At 45.5% G+C, this 19,003-nt stretch carries 17 protein-coding genes, 1 tRNA gene and 1 pseudogene; 15 read left to right on the forward strand and 4 right to left on the reverse strand.

All coding sequences use genetic code 11. The annotated features are described in order from the left end of the window. Positions 1–4 precede the first annotated feature (4 nt). From thrB to ACPFYS_RS04530, 4 genes are all read left to right on the forward strand, one after another. The gene (gene thrB / locus ACPFYS_RS04515) at positions 5–1,072 is read left to right on the forward strand and encodes a homoserine kinase (protein ID WP_427876225.1); all 1,068 of its coding nucleotides are present in this window, start codon (positions 5–7) and stop codon (positions 1,070–1,072) included. A gap of 135 nt (positions 1,073–1,207) precedes the next feature. Continuing rightward, positions 1,208–1,387, forward strand: coding sequence for a hypothetical protein (locus ACPFYS_RS04520; RefSeq protein WP_427876227.1), 180 nt, complete (start codon positions 1,208–1,210; stop codon positions 1,385–1,387). Positions 1,388–1,447: 60 nt separating this feature from the next. Next, a complete protein-coding gene (locus ACPFYS_RS04525) occupies positions 1,448–1,801 on the forward strand; it encodes a toxin-antitoxin system protein (protein ID WP_427876229.1) in 354 nt (117 codons plus the stop codon). Between the two features lie 51 nt (positions 1,802–1,852). After that, a complete protein-coding gene (locus ACPFYS_RS04530) occupies positions 1,853–3,316 on the forward strand; it encodes a Maf family nucleotide pyrophosphatase (protein WP_427876230.1) in 1,464 nt (487 codons plus the stop codon). On the opposite strand, the gene ACPFYS_RS04535 is transcribed toward ACPFYS_RS04530, so the two are convergent. Next, the gene (locus ACPFYS_RS04535) at positions 3,299–3,496 is read right to left on the reverse strand and encodes a hypothetical protein (RefSeq protein WP_427876232.1); all 198 of its coding nucleotides are present in this window, start codon (positions 3,494–3,496) and stop codon (positions 3,299–3,301) included. The two genes, ACPFYS_RS04530 and ACPFYS_RS04535, sit on opposite strands and share 18 nt — an antisense overlap. Before the next feature lie 143 nt (positions 3,497–3,639). Here ACPFYS_RS04535 and ACPFYS_RS04540 point away from each other — a divergent pair, with 143 nt between their 5' ends. Continuing rightward, a complete protein-coding gene (locus tag ACPFYS_RS04540) occupies positions 3,640–4,896 on the forward strand; it encodes an ATP-binding protein (RefSeq protein ID WP_427876234.1) in 1,257 nt (418 codons plus the stop codon). A gap of 84 nt (positions 4,897–4,980) precedes the next feature. On the opposite strand, the gene ACPFYS_RS04545 is transcribed toward ACPFYS_RS04540, so the two are convergent. Both ACPFYS_RS04545 and ACPFYS_RS04550 read right to left on the reverse strand, forming a co-directional pair. Beyond that, positions 4,981–5,277, reverse strand: coding sequence for a hypothetical protein (locus ACPFYS_RS04545; RefSeq protein WP_427876236.1), 297 nt, complete (start codon positions 5,275–5,277; stop codon positions 4,981–4,983). Positions 5,278–5,351: 74 nt separating this feature from the next. After that, complete coding sequence (locus tag ACPFYS_RS04550; protein WP_427876238.1) at positions 5,352–6,293, reverse strand: AEC family transporter; 942 nt, start codon at positions 6,291–6,293, stop codon at positions 5,352–5,354. A 415-nt stretch (positions 6,294–6,708) separates the two neighbouring features. On the opposite strand from ACPFYS_RS04550, the gene ACPFYS_RS04555 reads away from it, so the two are divergent. The 10 genes and pseudogenes from ACPFYS_RS04555 (at position 6,709) to ACPFYS_RS04600 (ending at position 18,267) form a co-directional block, all read left to right on the forward strand. Then, on the forward strand, positions 6,709–10,161 hold the full coding sequence (locus ACPFYS_RS04555; protein WP_427876240.1) for an Rne/Rng family ribonuclease: 3,453 nt from the start codon (positions 6,709–6,711) through the stop codon (positions 10,159–10,161). Positions 10,162–10,367: 206 nt separating this feature from the next. Further along, positions 10,368–10,676 (forward strand): 50S ribosomal protein L21, encoded by a 309-nt coding sequence (rplU, locus tag ACPFYS_RS04560; RefSeq protein ID WP_427876241.1) that lies wholly within the window; start codon positions 10,368–10,370, stop codon positions 10,674–10,676. Between the two features lie 33 nt (positions 10,677–10,709). Then, positions 10,710–10,961 (forward strand): 50S ribosomal protein L27, encoded by a 252-nt coding sequence (gene rpmA / locus ACPFYS_RS04565; RefSeq protein WP_004106248.1) that lies wholly within the window; start codon positions 10,710–10,712, stop codon positions 10,959–10,961. 130 nt (positions 10,962–11,091) lie between these two features. Next, complete coding sequence (obgE, locus tag ACPFYS_RS04570) at positions 11,092–12,765, forward strand: GTPase ObgE (protein WP_427876245.1); 1,674 nt, start codon at positions 11,092–11,094, stop codon at positions 12,763–12,765. Between the two features lie 26 nt (positions 12,766–12,791). Further along, positions 12,792–13,937 carry a glutamate 5-kinase gene (gene proB, locus ACPFYS_RS04575; RefSeq protein WP_427876247.1) on the forward strand — a complete coding sequence of 382 codons (1,146 nt, stop codon included), beginning with the start codon at positions 12,792–12,794 and terminating at the stop codon, positions 13,935–13,937. Positions 13,938–14,278: 341 nt separating this feature from the next. Beyond that, entirely contained in the window at positions 14,279–15,517 is a 1,239-nt protein-coding gene (locus tag ACPFYS_RS04580; RefSeq protein WP_427876249.1) for a pyridoxal phosphate-dependent aminotransferase, read from the forward strand. A 137-nt stretch (positions 15,518–15,654) separates the two neighbouring features. Continuing rightward, positions 15,655–15,730, forward strand: a tRNA-Trp gene (locus ACPFYS_RS04585). A gap of 37 nt (positions 15,731–15,767) precedes the next feature. Beyond that, the gene (secE, locus tag ACPFYS_RS04590) at positions 15,768–15,995 is read left to right on the forward strand and encodes a preprotein translocase subunit SecE (protein WP_427876251.1); all 228 of its coding nucleotides are present in this window, start codon (positions 15,768–15,770) and stop codon (positions 15,993–15,995) included. 23 nt (positions 15,996–16,018) lie between these two features. Next, on the forward strand, positions 16,019–16,900 hold the full coding sequence (nusG, locus tag ACPFYS_RS04595) for a transcription termination/antitermination protein NusG (RefSeq protein ID WP_427876253.1): 882 nt from the start codon (positions 16,019–16,021) through the stop codon (positions 16,898–16,900). Positions 16,901–17,222: 322 nt separating this feature from the next. After that, positions 17,223–18,267, forward strand: a pseudogene (locus ACPFYS_RS04600) (SpaA isopeptide-forming pilin-related protein). 310 nt (positions 18,268–18,577) lie between these two features. On the opposite strand, the gene ACPFYS_RS04605 reads toward ACPFYS_RS04600, so the two are convergent. Then, positions 18,578–18,712, reverse strand: coding sequence for a hypothetical protein (locus ACPFYS_RS04605; RefSeq protein WP_427896775.1), 135 nt, complete (start codon positions 18,710–18,712; stop codon positions 18,578–18,580). Positions 18,713–19,003: the final 291 nt, after the last annotated feature.

Genomic DNA, 19,003 nt, shown 5'->3' on the forward strand with positions numbered 1-19,003 from the left:
TCGTATGAAGCCAGTATGTAATAGTGTTTCCGTGCGCGTGCCAGCAACTAGCGCAAATCTTGGTTCTGGGTTTGATACAGCCGGTATTGCGCTTGATTATGCGGATTCTTTAGTTTTTACTTTAGATGATAATCAGTCTGAAAATTCACTTGATTATGCTGGAAACGTGCGCGTAATTATTCACGGCGAAGGCGAGGATACGCTTCCAAAAGATGAAACGCATCTAGTTGTATCAACTTTTCGCAAAGCTTGCAAAATATTTGGTCTGCCAAACTTACGGTTTACGTTAGAAGCGCATAATCGGATTCCGCAAGCGCGCGGTATGGGATCTTCTGCAGAAGCGATTGTGGCTGCAGTTGCTGCTGCTTGGTCTTTTGCGCACGAAGGTGAGCTTAATCGCGAAGCAATTTTCGAAATTGCGGCCGCAATTGAAGGCCATCCAGATAACGTAGCTCCTGCGGTTTTTGGCGGATTGACGATGAGCTGGAAGCTTGATGCTGGAGAAGGCAAAGGTTCCGTGCGCGTGGCTGGAGATGGTGAAGCGCCTCTTCCTACCGGTTTTCATACGGTACGATACAAAGTTTCGCAAGATATTTCCGTGTCTGTATTTGTTCCTAATTTTGAGCTTTCTACAGAGCTTGCTAGACGCGCACTTCCAGCAAAAGTACCGTACGGTGACGCAATATTTAACGTATCGCGAGCTGCAATTCTTCCGGTTGCTTTTGGTGAGTTAAATAGTGATTCTGAAAATAAATCAAACACAGTAAAATCTGATATTTCGCGAAATGCGTTACTTTTTGCAGCAACTCAAGATGCTCTTCATCAACCGTATCGTGCAAATCTTATGAAAGATTCGTGGAAGTTAGTGGAAACGTTGCGCGAGAATGGTTTTGCGGCAGCGATTTCGGGAGCAGGATCGTGCGTTGCTGTATTTTATGCAGGAGACGCTGAGTATAACAAGAGTGCTGCTCAAAAAATCGACGCAATTGCTGAGCCGTGGCTTTCGCGTGCTGGCTGGCGCGTTTTGCACGTACCGGTTGATTCTACTGGCGTCGCAATAACTCGCGAATAAGCTGTGCGAAATGTTGAGAATTAGCAAGTCAATAAATTGTGGTACAATTACACAATGGTTATTAGGTTTGATCCCAAATCTGCGTATAAACATTTTGATGAAGATCATCTAAATGAGGAAGAGATACGAAAGGCTATGGCTAAACCTATATGGTTTGCTTTAGTTAATCCTGATGATGTGTCAAATCCACCTAGTTCAAGGGGAAGAGTTGTAGCACTGGTCATATGTTTAAGGCATCCAGGCGCATGGGAAGATGATTTAATTGAAGTGCTTGCAAAAGGCCTCAAGGTAAAGATTTTCTCGTGTTTAATGTAGAGCATCTTACTGATAAATGGTATAAATATTGGAAAAGATGGGGCAAATGAGGTGATTAAAATGGATATGTATGAGAATTTAGCTGATGAAAATGTGTCTGCTCCAAATAATCCTCCTGTAATGCAATTTTCTGGCGAAGAAGCTGCAAAAATTATGCAAACTTTACTTTCTGAAGATTCTGATGCAACTGCAATATTTGCATCTTTATCTGGACCGGGAAGACCAAATTCGAAAGAAAGACGCGAAAGCAGTGTTCAAGAGCGTTTTCGTGTTCCTAAATCGTGGAGTGAATATATTTCTCGCGCTGCTAAGAGAGATGGCATGCCAAATAAAAGCAAGTATTTGCAATCTTTGATTTTGAGAGATGCTCAGATGCATAATGAACAATGCCAGCTACAGGCAGCGTTGCAATAACTCGCGAATAAGCTGTGCGAAGTTGTAAAGGCGTAAAAGGAAGAGTAAGGTATGACAGTTTCGTTGATTTTGGCCTCACAGTCTCCGGCGCGTAGAGCGGTTTTGGCGGCTGCTGGCGTGATTCCGATAATTCACGTAAGCGAAGTGGATGAGCCGGCGGCTTTGCGCGATGCCGCTAGTGAGCGCGGAACAAACGTTGAAGAGTTGAGTGCTGAGCAGCGAGTTTCTATTTTGGCTCGCGCAAAAGCTAAAGCTGTGTACAATGCGTGGAAACTTGTTGCAGATGCGGCGGCTTCGGCTAGTGGTGATTTAGTTGTGGGGTATCCGCTGGAAGCTGAACATGCGGGATCTGCTGAATCTGCTGAAACTGAATCTGCTGAAACTTCTGAATCCTCTGAATCTTCTAGTAACGCTTTAGCAAGCGATTCGCAATCAGATGTAACGCATAACGTAGATACGGCGCAAACTCGCGATTTTTCAGGTGTTACTGTTCCTACAAAAACTTTCGATATTCACGATTTTGCGTATACGAATAAATCTTCTAATGATTGTAGCGGTGTGCTGATTGTTGGCTGCGATTCCATGTTCCTGCTCGATGGCGAGTGCTACGGGAAGCCGCATACTCCTGAAGTGGCATTTGAGCGAATCAAGCAAATGAGCGGAAAAACAGGACAATTGTGGACTGGTCACTGCTTAATCGACGCAAAAACTGGCAAAACTATTTGCAAAACAAGCCACGCAAGCGTAACTTTTGCGCAAATGAGTGACGCGGAAATTCGCGCGTATGTGGCAACCGGAGAGCCTCTGGAAGTTGCAGGATCCTTTACGCTAGAAGGTTTTGGCGGAGCTTTCATTGAAAGCATTAATGGAGATCCGCACGGTGTTCTTGGAATCAGCTTGCCGCTGCTTCGCAGTATGGTTACCGAGCTTGGATACGCTTGGCCGGATTTGTGGAATAAGAAAAGTTTGGAAGAAGTTGGCGAAAAGAACGATCCTACTTCCACGGAGGTCCCTAAAGAAAATGTTCATCAGCCGGGAGATGGTTGGGTGCATTGCAATTGTGGCCGCAGGCATTGGGGTCATAACGGTGCTGCCGGCGTGCTGCTTGCTAGGCGAGATGCTGAAACTGGTCGCGTGACGCACGTTGTTATGCAACATCGCGCGCTTTGGAGCGCTGAAGGTGGCACTTGGGGCATTCCTGGTGGCGCAATTTCCGACGGAGAAAGCGCGATTGAGGGCGCATTGCGTGAGTCTTTCGAGGAAGCAAATATTACTTCGGGAGATATTGAAGTTGTTGGAGCTTACCGCGAGGATCATGGAAATTGGTGCTACACAACGGTTTTTGCGTTTGAAAAGCCAGGGCATAGTGTGGATCCGTGCGCGCATGACGACGAGAGTATGGAAATTAAGTGGGTGCCGATTGACGACGTGCCTAAGCTGAAGTTGCTTACGGCGATGCGCACGGATTGGCCGTCTTTCCGCGCTCGCCTCGATTCGTTAGCTGCGCGACGGTAGCTGCGTAACGACCTGTTTGAGTGCTGCGATGTAGTGCGGAATTGTCGAAAACACCAAATCAACTGGTGAAATCGACAGAATGTGAGCCAAAACTGTCGAAAACACCAAATCAACTGGTGAAATAAACAAAACGCAAGCCAAAACTGTCGAAAATACAAAATTGCCCGATGTTTTCGACATTTTCTATTGACCGCAAAAATATTTAACGCGTGTATAGATTCGCTAGTTGCGCGAAGAGATTTGTAATCTGGAAGTAGACTTCCAACTTTTGCCATTTTGCACTAAACTTGGAAGTAGACTTCCAACTTGCGAAAGGCAAACGTATGTATTCGAGAACTGAGTATCTTAATAAGCTTTTTGCTTTTAAAGACACCGATTTTGTAAAAGTGATAACAGGTGTACGCCGCTGCGGAAAATCGGTAATCCTTAAACAATACATGGATTCTCTTCGCAAGCTTGGAGTGCCAGACTCGCACATAATATACATAAATCTTGAAAGTTTTGAATATCGAGATGTGCTTACAGATTCCAATCTTATGGATGTTATCTGTTCAAAAATGCAAAATGGTAAAAATTCGAGCACTGGCGAAAATTCGAACAGTGGCAAAAGTCAACAAACAAATGTAAATCAACCAAAAACATACATTTTGATAGACGAAATACAGTTTGTAGATGGTTGGCAAAAAGCCATTAACGCGCTTAGAGTTAGTTTTAATTGCGATATTGTTATAACGGGTTCTAATGCAAAACTTCTTTCTGGCGAGCTTGCCACTAATTTAAGTGGAAGGTACGTTGAAATACCAGTGTACCCGTTCTCGTTCAAGGAATTTTTGGGAGCGAAGCAAATCGACGTTAATTCTAGGGAAGTAGATCTGGCGTATAAAGAATATGAACAATATGGCGGATTTCCTAGTGTCGTGCTTGCGGATGAGCCGCTTAGATACACTATTCTTTCCGGCATATATGATTCCATTATTCTTAACGATATTGCTGCTCGCGCTCAAATAAAAGACAGTTTTACTCTTAAAAGAATAGTTGCATTTTTGGCTGATAATGTTGGTCAGCTAGTTAATGCTTCCAAAGTTACGAGTCTTTTAAAAAACGAGCGGATAGAAGTTTCGAATCATACTATTTCTAGGTATTTAGAGCTTTTGCAAAATGCTTATCTGTTCTTTGAAGTTCGCCCGTACGATATTCGAGGTAAAGCATACTTGAGGCAGAATGCAAAGTATTTTATTGTTGACAGCGGTTTGAGGAATCAGGCAGTTAGTCATCGTCTTGGGAATATGGGTAATCGCTTAGAAAATATTGTATTTTTGGAGTTGCTGCGAAGAGGATATGACGTTGATGTTGCTCGAGTTGAGGGTAGCGAAGTAGATTTTATTGCGCGCAAAGGCGATGTAGTTGAATATTATCAGGTTACTCAGCAGTTGCCAGAGAATACGCATGAAACAGATAATTTGCTTAAAATACGCGATAATTACGCGAAATTCCTTATTACAGGCAGATATGCTGGTGTCGATTCAATAGATGGGATTCGCGTGAAGTATGTGGTTGATTGGCTGATTGAAAAGTCTTAAAGTTTTTTAAAGTCTTAATGAATTACCGCGACGACCTGCTTGAGTACTGCTATGTAGTGCGTCTGCTCTGATTTTTGCAGCTTACTAAAATGTCGAAAACACCAAATCAACTGGTGAAATAGACAGAATGTGGGGCGGAATTGTCGAAAATACCAAATCAGCTGGTGAAATAAATAAAACGCAAGGCGAAATTGTCGAAAACACAAAATCGTTTGGTGAAATGAACAAAACGCAAGCCAAAACTGTCGAAAACACCAAATCAGCTGGTGAAATAAACAGAATGTGAGCTGGAATTGTCGAAAACACCAAATCAGCTGGTGAAATAAACAAAACGCAAGCCAAAACTGTCGAAAATACAAAATTGCCCGATGTTTTCGACATTTTCTATTGACTGCAAAAATATTGCGTAGATGTAAGCGAGTTGATTGCAAAGAGTTGCAAATACGCAGCTAAAGTTACCCTAAAACGGCGGCAATTACGGCAATACAAAGTGGGCTAGTAACAGTCGAAAACAGGATTCCATCGCGAGCAAAACTCAAGCCAACATCGTAACGAGCAGCGTAATTGTAAACGTTCTGGCCAGTCGGAAGCGCCGCTAACACAACGCAAGCGTAAAGCGTTGCGCCGCGAAAATCCATAACAAAATAAGCCAGCAAAAACGCAACAATTGGCATAATCAAGTTTTTCAAAATCGCAACTGTCGCAATAGCAGCGCGATTGGAATCTTTTTGCAAAGGCTTGCTGCCGTAAAGAGACATTCCGAAAGCCATTAAAATCATTGGAACTGCAGAATTGCCAATCATTTTAATAGGATCGTAAAGAAAATTCGGAACAGGGAAATAGCCAACTTTTGCGGAAATTGCGGAAATAATAATTCCTCCAAGTGAACCAATTAAAAGTGGCTGCTTTAGGGGCTGCTGAGCAATGCGCTTAAGCGAGAATTTTCCTGTAGTTGTAATGTCTAAAACCGTCAAGCCAACAGGAGTAAATACAGCCTGTTGCATAACTAAAATCGGAGCAACAAGCGCAGGATTTCCCAAAATATAAGTCGCAACCGGCAAGCCAATATTATTCGAGTTCAAATAAAGCGAGTTAAGCGCGCCAATAGTGCAATCAGACGCAGGAAGATGGAAACAAATGCGATTAAGCAACACAAACGCAACGCCAACAATCATTGCAGAAAAGAATGCAACAAAGATTGAAGAATGAAAAATCTCAAAAATTGGCTGTTTGGAAAGAATTGCAAACATTAAACAAGGGCTGGAAACGAAAAAACTTACTCTGTTCATTACCATTTGAGCTTGCGATCCGCCAACTCGCATGCGAGCAGTGATATAGCCTGCGATAATAACAATGCCGATTACGCAAAACCCTTGCATAGCGCTGATTAAACCCATGCCCATGATTCTAGCGCTGATTATTGGATTGTGGTAGTTGCGTATAAGTTCGCGAGTTTGTTGCGTAATAGTGAGTTTGTTGCGTAATAGTGCGTTATATGAAAATGGTCTTTTAAATAACGCACGAAAGTATATCGAAAAAGTATATCGAAAGTATATCGAAAAAGTAGAAAAAACTATGGTGCACACATATAGATTGCATGTTATTTGACGTTGCAATATGGCATACTAGAGAGCGGTGGCACTGCAAGCCGCCGAAGCATTCGATGGCGTCGATCCCCTCGCAAGGGTTTAAGTGAGGCTGGTGTCCGCCGTCGCGCAGCTAGACTTTATAGAGAGCTTAAGTGTGATTCACATAAGTGAAACCATGCTAAGCCAAGGATACGAAACGATGCAGCGTTTCGTGAGGAGCATAGTGCCCGGAATAACAAGAGATGGCTTCAATGTGCCTGAAGCTGGGGAAGGCGCATCGTATGTGCAAGACAATCAAAAGTCTTCAACGTTGCAGCCAGATAATACCAAAGAAAATACTGTTGTAAATAAGACTTCTAATAATGAGTCTGATACTTCTGGCGTTACTGCACAAAACGGAACTTCGTTTGTGCGCAGTGTGAGTGATTCTGATGTCACTACGCGTCGCCGTCGTGGATCGCGTAGAGTAGTTAGAGTTGCTGGCGCTGCCGGTGAAGCGATGAAATTGCACGTTCAGGATACAAGTGCTCCGTATGCAGCTAGGCCAATAACTTCGCTTCTTTTCCAAGAACCAGTTTTGCCTAATCGTAGTTATAATACTGAGAATTCGAACGATACTGACTCTTTCGATGAGCGTTCGAATAGTGAGAAAAATAGGCGAGCTTCCTCTAAAGCAGAGTATAAAGGAAGGCGCGCAAGCCGTGGAAATTCTGATACAGACGAACTAGATGATCTATCAGAAAGCGCGAGTTCTCGCAACTCCCGTAACTCTCGCGATTTGCGTAATTCTCGTAACAATGACGCTGATCGAGACGATGCTGACAGCCGTAATAATGACGATATTCGTAATAGTAGCGATTCTCGCAGCAGTAGCGCTGATCAAAGTCGTAGAGACGGTCGCAATAATCGTAAAAATCGAGACAGTCGAAATACTAAAGACTATCGTGATTCTGAAGATACTCGCGCAGTTAGCCGCCGTCAAAAGCGTACTCTTGACGAAACTTCTTCCAGATCTCGCAGTTCTCGCCGCTTGAACGCTTCAGAACGTCGTGCTGCGGCGGAAGTTGAAAAAATTGAGGAAGATTTAGTTTATGACGATATAGTTTATGCCCCAATTACGCGCGGTGTTGAAGAGACGCTTGATATAAGCGACTTATTTGATAGCGAAAGAACTGGCGAAAGAACTGGCAGAAGCGAGCGCGACAGTAGAAAGCGCGACGGTCGAGACGGTCGAGATCGTGATGGTCGAGACGGTCGTGATAGCAGCGACAGTAGCAGCATTCGCGATAATGACAAAAACTATGACAATGACAGCGAAGATGGGATGATTATTCGTCGTCGTCGCCGTCGTGGAAGTAGAGCTAAAGAAGAGAGCGCAAACGCTGATAACGGCAATTACGGCGATAACGCAAGTAATGATGCAAGTAATGATGCAAGTAATGATGCTAGAGATAACGCCATCGATAACGCCATCGAAAATCTAAGTAAAGATTCTGAAGACAGCGATAACTTCACATACAGTGGCAGCAGGCGTCGTCGTTCTCGTACAACTCTTAAACAGGATAATGGAGAAATTTCTCAGGACGATAGCGATATTATTCCAGATCCTGATGAGCTTAGAGCAAGCGCGGAAGAAGAGGAGACGCTTTACACTCGTCGCCGTCGTCGCCGCCGTTCGAAATCTTCGGATGATGCTGCAAACAGCACAATATCAGACGCAAGCTCTGAAGATAGTTCTCCACGCCGCTCTCGCAAGCAGCAGTATATTGATGAGATCACCGATATTGAAGGCTCCACAAGACTAGAAGCGAAACGTCAGCGTCGTCGTGATAATCGTCGCGAGCGCAGCCGTCAGAACATGATTATGGAGCAAGATTTCCTAGCGCGTCGTGAAAATGTTGAGCGACTTATGGTTGTGCGAGAACGTGATCGTCACACGCAAATTTCCGTTATAGAAGACAATATTCTCGTAGAACATTACGTTTCTGATATTCAGGAAGTTGCTACAGTAGGGAATATTTACCTTGGCCGTATTCAAAACGTTTTGCCTAGCATGGAAGCTGCGTTTGTGGATATTGGTCAAGCGCGAAATGGTGTGCTTTACGCAGGTGAAGTCAACTGGGATATGACCCGTTTGGAAGGTCAGCCTAGAAGAATTGAGCTTGCTTTTAAGTCTGGAGATCCTGTTCTTGTGCAGGTTACGAAGGATCCTATTGGACATAAGGGTGCGCGTTTAACTTCCCAGGTGACTATTGCCGGTAGATTCTTAGTATTGGTTCCTTCTGGCGGTATGACTGGCGTGAGTCGAAAGCTTTCTGACCGCGAGCGCTCGCGTTTGCGCGGAATTGTTTCTAAGATTGCGCCAAAAGATATGGGTGTGATTATTCGTACTGCCGCTGAGGGCGCTACTGAGGAAGCGATACAGAAGGATCTTGAGTCGCTTATGCGTCAGTGGGAGCGTATTGAAGAAAAGCGACAGGAGTTTTTGCACGGCAAACGTCCGAAGTTGCTTCAAGGCGAGCCGGATGTGGCTATTCGTGTTGTGCGCGATATTTTCAACGATGATTTCCAGAAGCTTATCGTTGAAGGCGAAGGCGTGTGCCAGCGAATTAAAGAATATCTTGAGATGATGGCTCCTGATTTGTTGAGCAAGATTGAGTATTGGGATCCTGCTGAGCATGAGGGCAAAGATATATTTGATAAGTGGCAGATTGATAGTCAGCTTCGTAAGGGTATGGAACGTCAAGTTTATTTGCAGTCTGGCGGTTCGATTGTTATTGATAGAACTGAGGCTATGACTACGATTGACGTGAATACTGGCCGATTTATTGGTCGCGGTAAGTCTTTGGAAGAGACTGTAACTCGCTGCAATTTGGAAGCGTCTGAAGAGATTGCTCGTCAGTTGCGTTTGCGTGATATTGGTGGCATGGTCATGATTGATTATGTTGATATGGTTATGCCAGCAAATCGCGATTTGGTTCTTCGTAGACTGCTTGAGTGCTTGGCTCGAGACCGCACTAAGCATCAGGTTGCGGAAGTAACTTCGCTTGGTCTTGTGCAAATGACGCGTAAGCGCGTAGGACAGGGCTTGGTTGAAGCTTTCTCTGAGGAGTGCCCAACTTGTAAGGGGCGTGGCTTTATTTTGCATGATGAGCCGACTGTTTCTTCTGAGTATGCTGATCCTTATGCGCTTAAGGGTGGAGATCCGTTTATTAAAACTAATAAACACGGTCATGGTAGTTTAGTCGAGTCTGCGACTGTTAAGCAGCAGGGTTCTAGTGCTGATGTGCGAGCTAAGTTTGCGCAAATTGCTGCGGCAACTACTACTGTAGATTCTTCTGATAAAAATAATGACGATTCGTCGTCTTCGGAATTTACTGATAATTCTGACGCTGATAATTCCGGCTCTAATAATTCCGGCGCTGCAGTAAATGTTTCTGCTGAAGATTCCGCAGCTTTGCATGCTGTAGAATCTTTGGATTCCGTTACTGATAATGGTGACTCTTCTGCGCATGCGGAAATTTCTGCTGAATCTGTAGCTAAGCTGGAAGTTGATATTGTAAATGCTGCTAAAGAGTCAGTTAAATCAGATATTTCTGAAAATCAGAAAGATAACGGGAAAGTTAGTGAACCTGCAGAAATAACTACAGAATTTCCTGTAATTCAACCAAAATAAGTGTGTTGGAAAGCGGCGAAATAATAGACAATAATCAATGAAGTATGTGGCATGAGTACAATATTGACTATTGTCTATTCTGGCTATAAAAAATAAGCTCTTGACGTAAGTACAGGGGTGGGTGTAATTTTGATAGTCGGTGTCTTGACGTGCTCCTGACTGCTGCGCGTTAGACAAGAAGCTTTCAATTGAGCAAGGAACGAATTATGTACGCGATTGTGAAGGCCGGTGGCCATCAAGAGAAGGTCGAGGTTGGAGATGCCATCCTCGTGAACCGTCTCGATGCAAAGAAGGGCGATACCGTGGAATTCCCGGTCGCGCTCGTAGTTGACGGCGCTAAGGTTATCTTAAGCGCTAAGGATCTTGCAAAGATCTCGGTAAAGGGCGAAGTTGTAAACGACGAAGCCAAGGGTCCGAAGATCAGCATTATGAAGTTTAAGAACAAGACTGGCGTGGCTCGTCGCAAGGGTCATCGTCAGAAGTTGACTCTCGTCAAGATCACGGCCATTGCCTGATTGACGGTGTTATAAACCTGAAAGGACAGCAAGATGGCACATAAGAAGGGTGCGTCTAGCTCGCGCAACGGTCGCGATTCACAGGCGCAGTATCTTGGCGTTAAGAAGTTCGGCGGTGAAGCTGTGGTGGCTGGCAACATTATCGTTCGTCAGCGCGGCACCAAGTTCCATGCTGGTCAGAACGTGGCTTTGGGTAAGGATCACACGCTGTACGCTTTGGTGGACGGCAATGTGAAGTTCGGCATTCGTCGCGACCGCAAGGTTGTTGACGTTGTGACTGCCTGAGTCGCTTCGATTATCATCTTTTTAGCCGCACCCAGTTCGGTGCGGCTTTTTTTTGTTCTCCTCATTTTGCGTTTTTAAGAGTACTAAAACGTGGAAGTTAAGTGTTGTGCTATTCAGGTAAGGTAGCGATATGAGTGATTTTGTGGATCGCGTAACAGTGCACGTGAAGGGTGGCGACGGCGGCAATGGTTCTGCCGGCGTGCGTCGCGAAAAGTACAAGCCTTTAGCTGGTCCAAATGGTGGCAACGGAGGCGATGGTGGTTCTGTTATTTTTGTAGCAGATCGTAACGCAAATAGCCTTCTTGACTATCGTTTTATGCCGCATCGTACTGCTGAAGATGGCACAATGGGTTTGGGTGATACAAAAGACGGTTCAAAGGGCGCTGATTTAGTACTTCCTGTTCCTGTTGGTACAGTTATTTTTACTGCTAAAGGCGCGGCTGGTTCTGCAAAACGTCCGGGTGAAGTTTTGGCTGATTTAAAGCAACCGGGTGATCGTTTTGTTGCTGCTGCTGGTGGCGCTGGCGGTCTTGGAAATGCTGCTCTCGCTAATAAAACTCGTCGTGCTCCAGGATTTGCTCTTTTAGGAGAGCCTGGCGAAGAGCGTGACGTAATTTTGGAACTTAAATCAATTGCAGACGTGGCTTTAGTCGGTTTCCCTTCTGCCGGAAAATCAAGTTTAGTTGCGTCTATTAGTGCAGCTAAGCCGAAAATTGCTGACTACCCGTTTACTACTCTCGTGCCAAATCTGGGAGTTGTAAGTTTTGGCAACTATCGTTATACGATTGCTGACGTTCCAGGCTTGATTCCAGGCGCTTCTGAAGGTAAGGGTTTGGGACTTGAGTTTTTGCGTCATATTGAGCGTACTGAAATTATTGCTCACGTGATCGATTGCGCAACTTTGGAGCCAAATCGCGACCCTATTAGCGATTATCACGCTCTTGAGCATGAGCTTGCGCAGTATGCTGATAAGCTTGAGCTTCCGCTGGGCGCTATTCCGATTCCTGAACGTCCGCGCATTATTGTGCTAAACAAGGTCGATGTGCCTGAAGCTAAAGAACTAGCTGATTTTGTGCGCGGCGAATTTGAGGCGATGGGATTAGACGTATTTGAAATCTCTACCGCATCGCATGAAGGTTTGAAAGAGCTTGGTTTTGCTCTCGGACGATTGGTTGAAAAGATGCGTGAGAAGCTTGCTGCTGAGGAAGCAGCGCGAGAAGAAGAGCGTGTTGTTATTCAGCCGCTTGAGCAGCAGACTTCAGCGTTGCGTCGCCGCCGCGATGATGGACGTGGAAATAGTGCGGACTTCACTATTGAACGTGAAGAAGACAAAAACGGTGATTTTTGGTTTACCGTTACTGGCATGAAACCTGAGCGTTGGGTTGTTCAAACGAACTTTGATAACGATGAAGCTGTTGGATATTTGGCTGATCGTCTTGCGAAGCTTGGTGTTGAGGATGAGTTGCGTAAGAAGGGTGCTCGTCCTGGAGATGAGATTCGCATTGGCCGCGGAAATCGTATGGTTTGCTTTGACTGGGATCCAAGTATTGCTGCTGGAGCAGAAGGTCTTGATGGAGCAAGCTTGGGTGCTCGTGGTAGGGATTTGCGTCTTGAGGCGAATGATCCTAGGAACTCTCGTCGTACTAATGCGGAGCGTAGACGCGACTATCACAGCATGATGGACGCTAAGAGTGCTGTTCGCGACGCAATGATGGCCGAACGTAAGTCGGGGCACTGGGCAGATCCATCTGTTGACGATGATCGTCATGACGAAAATAGCTTATTCGGCCGCGGTGAAGAGTAAAAACTAGTAGAATCAAGAGGAATTTTATGAGTAATCCTGCAATTGAGCTAACCGAAGAAGGGGTTCGGCGTTCAATTCGTGAGGCGCGCACAATCGTAGTAAAAGTTGGTTCAAGTTCGCTTACTGACGCGTCAGGTCATCTTGATGTGCAAAAATTGCGTGCGCTTGTAGCTGCGATTAGTCACGTGCAAATGATGGGTGCGCGTGTAGTACTAGTTTCTTCTGGCGCTATTGCAGCAGGTTTTGGACTTCTTGGTTTTGATGAGCGTCCTAAGGATGTGCCAACTCAGCAGGCGACGGCTTCGGTTGGTCAAGGCTTGCTTATGGCTCAGTATGAGTCTGCGTTTGCGCAATTTGGTTTCAGAGTAGGGCAGATGCTGCTTACAGCGGATGTTACTATTTCGCCTTCGCGTTACCGCAATGCGCAGCGAACAATGCTTCGTTTGCTGGAGCTTGGCGTAATACCGATCGTAAACGAGAACGACGCGCTTTCTAGTAACGAAATTCGTTTTGGCGATAATGATCGTCTTGCTGCGCTTGTAGCAAATGTGGTGCGTGCGGAAGCGTTGGTATTGCTTACGGATGTTGATGCTTTGTATACTGCTCCTCCGAGCGAGCCTGGAGCTAAGCGTGTAAGTTTTGTGCCAGATGTGACGCGTGCTTTAGAGAAAGTAAAAGTTGGTTCAAGCGTTTCTGGAGTTGGTACCGGCGGAATGATCACAAAGATTGAAGCTGCGCACGTTGCTGCAGTTTCGGGTATTCCTACCGTGTTAACTTGCGCGAGTAACGCTGGGCCGGCTCTTGCAGGCGATGCTGTTGGTACTGCGTTTGCGCCTGTTAATACGCGTGATTCTTCAAGGCGACTTTGGATTGGTTTTGCTTCTTATCCGCATGGAACTTTGGTTGTTGATGCTGGTGCTGCGGAGGCGGTTCGTGGAGGTCGCGCAAGTCTTCTTGCGGCTGGAATTGTTGATGTGCGCGGCGAGTTTTCGGCGACGGATCCGGTGTGGATTGATGATGAGCAGGGCAATCATTTAGCTAAAGGATTGGTTGCTTTTGATGCGGAGGAGATTCCGGAGATTATGGGGCGCACGAGCGATGAGCTTGAGAAGTCGCTTGGACGGCAGTATGCGCATCCGGTGGTGCATCGCGACAATCTTGTGCTTGTGTAAATTAACTGCAACTACATTTGCCGGGAATTTTCCGGAAAATGTTTCACTACGCCGGTCTTGAGACACTCGCGCAGTAACAGTACTGCACTAGTGTCTCAAAATGAGCAAAATGAGACACTCTTGCAGAACGATAACTGCGCGAATGTCCGAAAACAGCCAAACAGAGACAATAACGCAGTAACAGTACTGCACTAGTGTCTCAAAACAAACAAAATGAGACACTCGCGCAGAAAGCAAGTCATCGCGCGCTACGCTTTAAGTGCGAAAACAGTTCGTCGCGCAAGCGCCTGGTAATTTCCGGCAGATTCGTCGTTTCTCGGCTTAAGGTTACACTGGAATACATGGCAGATAATATTGCAGAAACTTCATCGCAAGAAAATTGGCGCGTATTAAGCGAGCGCATTAACCGAGTCGCTCCGAGCGCGACTTTAGCAGTAGACGGCAAGGCGAAAGCTATGAAAGCTGATGGCATCGACGTTGTAAGCTTTGGCGCAGGCGAGCCTGATTTCCCTACTCCTTCTTACATTGTTGAAGCCGCCGCAGCTGCTTGCAAAGACCCGCGCAACTATCGTTATACTGCCACAGCTGGTTTGCCGGAGCTTAGAGAGGCGATTGCGCGCAAAGTGCAGCGAGATTCCGGCTACGAAGTTTCCCCAAATCAAGTCGTTGTAACAAACGGCGGAAAGCAAGCAGTTTACGAAGCTTGCCAAATTCTTTTAAACGATGGTGACGAAGTTATTATTCCAGCTCCGTATTGGACGAGTTATCCGGAAGCGGTAAAGCTTGCCGGCGGCGTACCTGTGCCGGTTTTAGCAGGTGCAGAGCGCGGTTTTGAGCCAGATATTGCGGCGATTGAGGCTGCTCGCACACCGCGCACGCGCGCAATCATCGTAACTTCGCCTTCCAATCCTACGGGCGCTATTTGGAGTGCGCAAACTATTCGCGCAATCGGAAAATGGGCGCTTGAACACCATATTTGGGTGCTTTCTGACGAAATTTACGAGCACTTACATTACGACGGCATTTCGACTTCGTATATTGGCGTCGAGGTGCCAGAGATCCGCAATCAGCTGCTGATTTTGAATGGCGTTGCTAAAACTTACGCTATGCCGGGTTGGCGCGTCGGTTGGATGGTTGCTCCGGCAGATGTGGCGAAGTCTGCTGTAAAGTTGCAAAGCCACATGACTTCCAACGTTTCTAATATTTCGCAGCGTGCGGCAATTGCTGCAGTCGGCGGCTCGCTGGATGTGGTTTCCACTATGCGTGAGGCTTTTGATGCTCGTAGAAAAGCGATTGTGGAAGCGTTGAACAATATTGATGGTGTTACTTGCCCTCTTCCTCATGGAGCTTTTTACGCGTTTGCTAACGTTGAGGCGCTGCTTGAGCGTCCGCTTGGAGATAAGCGCGAGATGCCGCATACTTCTTCTCGTTTTGCTGAGATGTTGCTTGATGAAGCGCATGTTGCTGCTGTTCCGGGAGAGGCTTTTGGTGCTCCTGGATATTTGCGTTTCTCTTGCGCTCTTGCTGACGATCAGCTTGCGGAAGGTATGCGTCGTATGAAGAAGTGGGTTGAAGCTTAAACTGTTTCAATTTCTAATTTCTTCTACGACACTCAATAATTGAAGTTTTGGTGCGGAAATCGTGGCCTTCCGCTAACATAGCTATTTGGCGGTTTTGCTATATTCTCTGTTTTGGGGTATGATTAGCAAGTTCACCTAGGGATGTGGCGCAATTGGTAGCGCAACGGTCTCCAAAACCGTAGGTTGTGGGTTCGAGTCCCGCCGTCCCTGCCAGTTTCATTTTATCAATCAGTTAGCGAAGGGTTTAGGCATGACACAGGCACGCGATAGTAAAAAAGCGAAAAAGCCAAATTTGTTCGTGCGTATCATCAGGTTCGTTAAGCAGACTATTGACGAGACTCGTAAGGTGATAGCTCCTCATGGTAAGGAACTTTTCGCATGGTCAGCTTCTGTATTTATTTTCGTTATTTTCTTGATGGTGTTTGTTACTTTCATGGACTTCGGCTTAGGCAAGTCCGTTATGTGGATGTTTGGCTGAGTTGAGATTCGAGGGTTTACAAAATGACTGACGAAGAAATGACTGATGCTGATATGACTGATAATGAAGCAGCTGAGATTAATCTTGAGGCGCTTGATTCTGTTGATGATGCTGTAGTTGATGATGCAGTAGTTGAGCCTGCTGAGTCTGATGAAGACACTTCTGCTGATGTGAATGCTGAAGATGTGACTGCTGGCTCGGTTGAAGCTGCTGATTCCACTGGCTCTGAAGAATCTACTGAAGCTGCTGACTCTTCGGAAACTTCTACTGCAGAAGTTGATCCTACTGATGCTGGCGCTTTGGCTGTAAAAGAGTTTTCGCAAAAGTTGCGTACGCTGGAAGGTAAGTGGTATGTTCTGCACACCTACTCCGGCTACGAGAAGCGAGTGAAAACTAATGTTGAGTCTCGTGTGCAAAGCTTTGGTTTGGAAGATAAGATTTTCCAGATTGAAGTTCCGATGGAGGAAGTTGAAAAGCATACCGAGAAAGGCAAGAAGGTTATTACTCGCGTGCGCGTGCCAGGCTATGTGCTGATTCGTATGTGGCCGGACGAGAATGCTCGCCGTATTGTGCGCGAAACTGAGGGTGTGACTGGTTTTGTTGGTCCTTCTAAGGAACCAGCTCCGCTTAGCCGCAAAGAAGTTGTGGCTATGATGGCTCCTATGATTGCTTCTGAGGCTTTGAAGAATGCTGGTGATAAGCCAGCTGCTGCTCGTAAGCGTACTGTTGAGGTGGCTTACAAGGTTGGAGATCAGGTTACAGTTACGGATGGTCCATTTGCGACTATGGCTGCTGTGGTTTCCGATGTGGAGCCTACAACTCAGAAGCTTACAGTTTTGGTTTCTATCTTTGGTCGAGAGACTCCTGTGGAACTTGGATTCCATCAGGTGGAGCCGATTGTTTGAGCTTTTATAAAACTTTTACAAACCGGGGTGCGTTATTCGTGCTCCGGTTTTTTAGTTTCGCTTAGTTTTGTTTATTTACTGCGACACGCCGTAAAATGATAGATTTTCTTGTAGCCGCAGTGCTTTTATCAATCTAAATAATAAATATTTCCAAAGTAAGTAGTTTTACTTGAATCTCACCATGGGGGGGGGGTATACTCTCAGCTGTACATTACGAAAGGGGACGCATTCTGCCTGATTGTTAATGTGAGCCTTTGGGTTTCGTTAATTTTTGGGCCATTAAGTTTAAAAATTGTTTATGATTATATAAGGAGAGTATGTTATGACTGCTCCGGAATCTAATACATTTTTAAAGTGTGTACGTGCGATTAGAGATTTTGTTGCTCGTCACATTGACTCTGGCGTTGCAAGAGAGTCTCAAAAGTCTTCTTGCGCCGATTTGCGCTCAAACGCGTCCAAAAACGCGTTCATAAAATCATCTAAAAACGCGTCTCGAAAAGCGTGCGGTTCGTGCACGAGTCGAGCGTTACTTTCGTTATTTGTAGCATCTGCAACGTTGCTTGCTACTTTTGTGATTGCTCCAACTTATGCTTTAAGTGCTGGTGAGAGTGCTACTGTTACTGAGAATACTGCTGGTACTAAGTCTGGTTCTGCTAAGACTGAGGGTGAGCAGAAGCAGACTGAGCAGAGTGAACCTAATAGTGCTGAGCTTAATAAGAATAATACTGGCTCTCCAAGCACTTTAACTAATAATAAGGAATCGAAGTCTGTTGAGGAGCCGAAGACTGCTGTTAACAATGGTGTTGATAAGGCTAAGTCAGCTGAGACTGCTGTAAAGAACAACGTTAAAGGTGCCCAAAAGAAAGACGTTGATTCTGCGAAAGATAATGGTAACAGCACTGACAGAGTTGCGAATGAAGAGCCTCAGCTTCCGAAGGAGTGCAAGGCTGCGTCAACTTATTGGTGATGCTGCTGCAGCAGCTGCTGCTTCCCAACCAGCTGGCGCTGCTGCTACTGATGTGCAGACTGCTACAACAAATGATAAAGGTAACTTCGCGGCTGCATACAAGACTCGCGCTGGCGTGCCTGTTTATCTTGTTGAGGTTAAAGCTCCTACAGGCTATAAGCTTTCTAATGTTATAAAGGAAGTTACGGTCGCTACAACAAATACTGTGACAGATCCTTATGTTGTAGAATTCCCGAATATTCCAGAACATAACATTGATGGCAAGAGCTTCTGGTTCAATCTTCCTGCAACTGGTGCTTACGGAATACTGATTTTCGCTGTCGTGGGCATGGTTCTTATTGTTGCGAGCGTGATTATGTACGTGCGCAATCGCAAGGAAGAAGAACAGCAGAACGCTTGATCTGCTTTCTAAAGCTGGTCTTGTAGTCTAATAGCAAAGTGTGAGTCTAGGGTTTACTTAACTAAATCCTAGACTCACATTATCTACCAGCCCTGTTCGTAGTTTAATTTGCATGAAATTACTAGCGTTGTTGTAAAAAACAGGTACGCTAAATAACAACGGTGGGTGAATTTACGAGTGAGGGGTGGGTATTGCTTGGTCGAAGATGCTTTGTTATTAGTGTGGTAGAGATTTGAGATTTTTCGCACTGAATGAGATGAACCTCAGCCATTGAAGCCGCGTACTGTAGTTAAGCGATACTGCTTGGCATTTAATCGAAGCTGATACGAAGCGCGTAAAGATGACTGTGAGCTGGAGTTGTCGAAAATACCAAATTGTTTGGTGAAATGAACAGAATGTGAGTTGAAACTGTCGAAAATACCAAATCGTTTGGTGAAATAGACAAAATGTAGGGCAAAACTGTCTAAAACACCAAATCAACCGATGAAATAAACAAAACGCGAGCTGAAACTGTCGAAAACACATAATCTCCCGATGTTTTCGACATTTTCTATTCACTGCAAAAATATCACCGCGTGTATCGATTAGTTATATGTGCGAAAATAGCTGCAGCTTTCGTACTGCAGCGTGTCGCGAAGATGTGACATAATAGGAAAGCTTGTGACTGGAGGAGAAATCCGCTAGCACAGCACAGCAATACAAGATGCGGGAGGAAGCTTCAAAACGGCTTTATAGC

Origin of the sequence: Gardnerella sp. 2492 (assembly GCF_050320365.1) — a bacterium.
In the GTDB taxonomy this organism is placed as follows: Bacteria; Actinomycetota; Actinomycetes; order Actinomycetales; family Bifidobacteriaceae; genus Bifidobacterium.

What these genes read in the sequence shown, in the direction of transcription:
- thrB (WP_427876225.1), top strand. Translation starts at nt 5, where the DNA reads ATGAAGCCAGTATGTAATAGTGTTTCCGTGCGCGTGCCAGCAACTAGC.
- ACPFYS_RS04520 (WP_427876227.1), top strand. Translation starts at nt 1,208, where the DNA reads ATGGCTAAACCTATATGGTTTGCTTTAGTTAATCCTGATGATGTGTCA.
- ACPFYS_RS04525 (WP_427876229.1), top strand. Translation starts at nt 1,448, where the DNA reads ATGGATATGTATGAGAATTTAGCTGATGAAAATGTGTCTGCTCCAAAT.
- ACPFYS_RS04530 (WP_427876230.1), top strand. Translation starts at nt 1,853, where the DNA reads ATGACAGTTTCGTTGATTTTGGCCTCACAGTCTCCGGCGCGTAGAGCG.
- ACPFYS_RS04535 (WP_427876232.1), bottom strand. Translation starts at nt 3,496, where the DNA reads ATGTCGAAAACATCGGGCAATTTTGTATTTTCGACAGTTTTGGCTTGC.
- ACPFYS_RS04540 (WP_427876234.1), top strand. Translation starts at nt 3,640, where the DNA reads ATGTATTCGAGAACTGAGTATCTTAATAAGCTTTTTGCTTTTAAAGAC.
- ACPFYS_RS04545 (WP_427876236.1), bottom strand. Translation starts at nt 5,277, where the DNA reads ATGTCGAAAACATCGGGCAATTTTGTATTTTCGACAGTTTTGGCTTGC.
- ACPFYS_RS04550 (WP_427876238.1), bottom strand. Translation starts at nt 6,293, where the DNA reads ATGGGTTTAATCAGCGCTATGCAAGGGTTTTGCGTAATCGGCATTGTT.
- rplU (WP_427876241.1), top strand. Translation starts at nt 10,368, where the DNA reads ATGTACGCGATTGTGAAGGCCGGTGGCCATCAAGAGAAGGTCGAGGTT.
- rpmA (WP_004106248.1), top strand. Translation starts at nt 10,710, where the DNA reads ATGGCACATAAGAAGGGTGCGTCTAGCTCGCGCAACGGTCGCGATTCA.
- obgE (WP_427876245.1), top strand. Translation starts at nt 11,092, where the DNA reads ATGAGTGATTTTGTGGATCGCGTAACAGTGCACGTGAAGGGTGGCGAC.
- proB (WP_427876247.1), top strand. Translation starts at nt 12,792, where the DNA reads ATGAGTAATCCTGCAATTGAGCTAACCGAAGAAGGGGTTCGGCGTTCA.
- ACPFYS_RS04580 (WP_427876249.1), top strand. Translation starts at nt 14,279, where the DNA reads ATGGCAGATAATATTGCAGAAACTTCATCGCAAGAAAATTGGCGCGTA.
- secE (WP_427876251.1), top strand. Translation starts at nt 15,768, where the DNA reads ATGACACAGGCACGCGATAGTAAAAAAGCGAAAAAGCCAAATTTGTTC.
- nusG (WP_427876253.1), top strand. Translation starts at nt 16,019, where the DNA reads ATGACTGACGAAGAAATGACTGATGCTGATATGACTGATAATGAAGCA.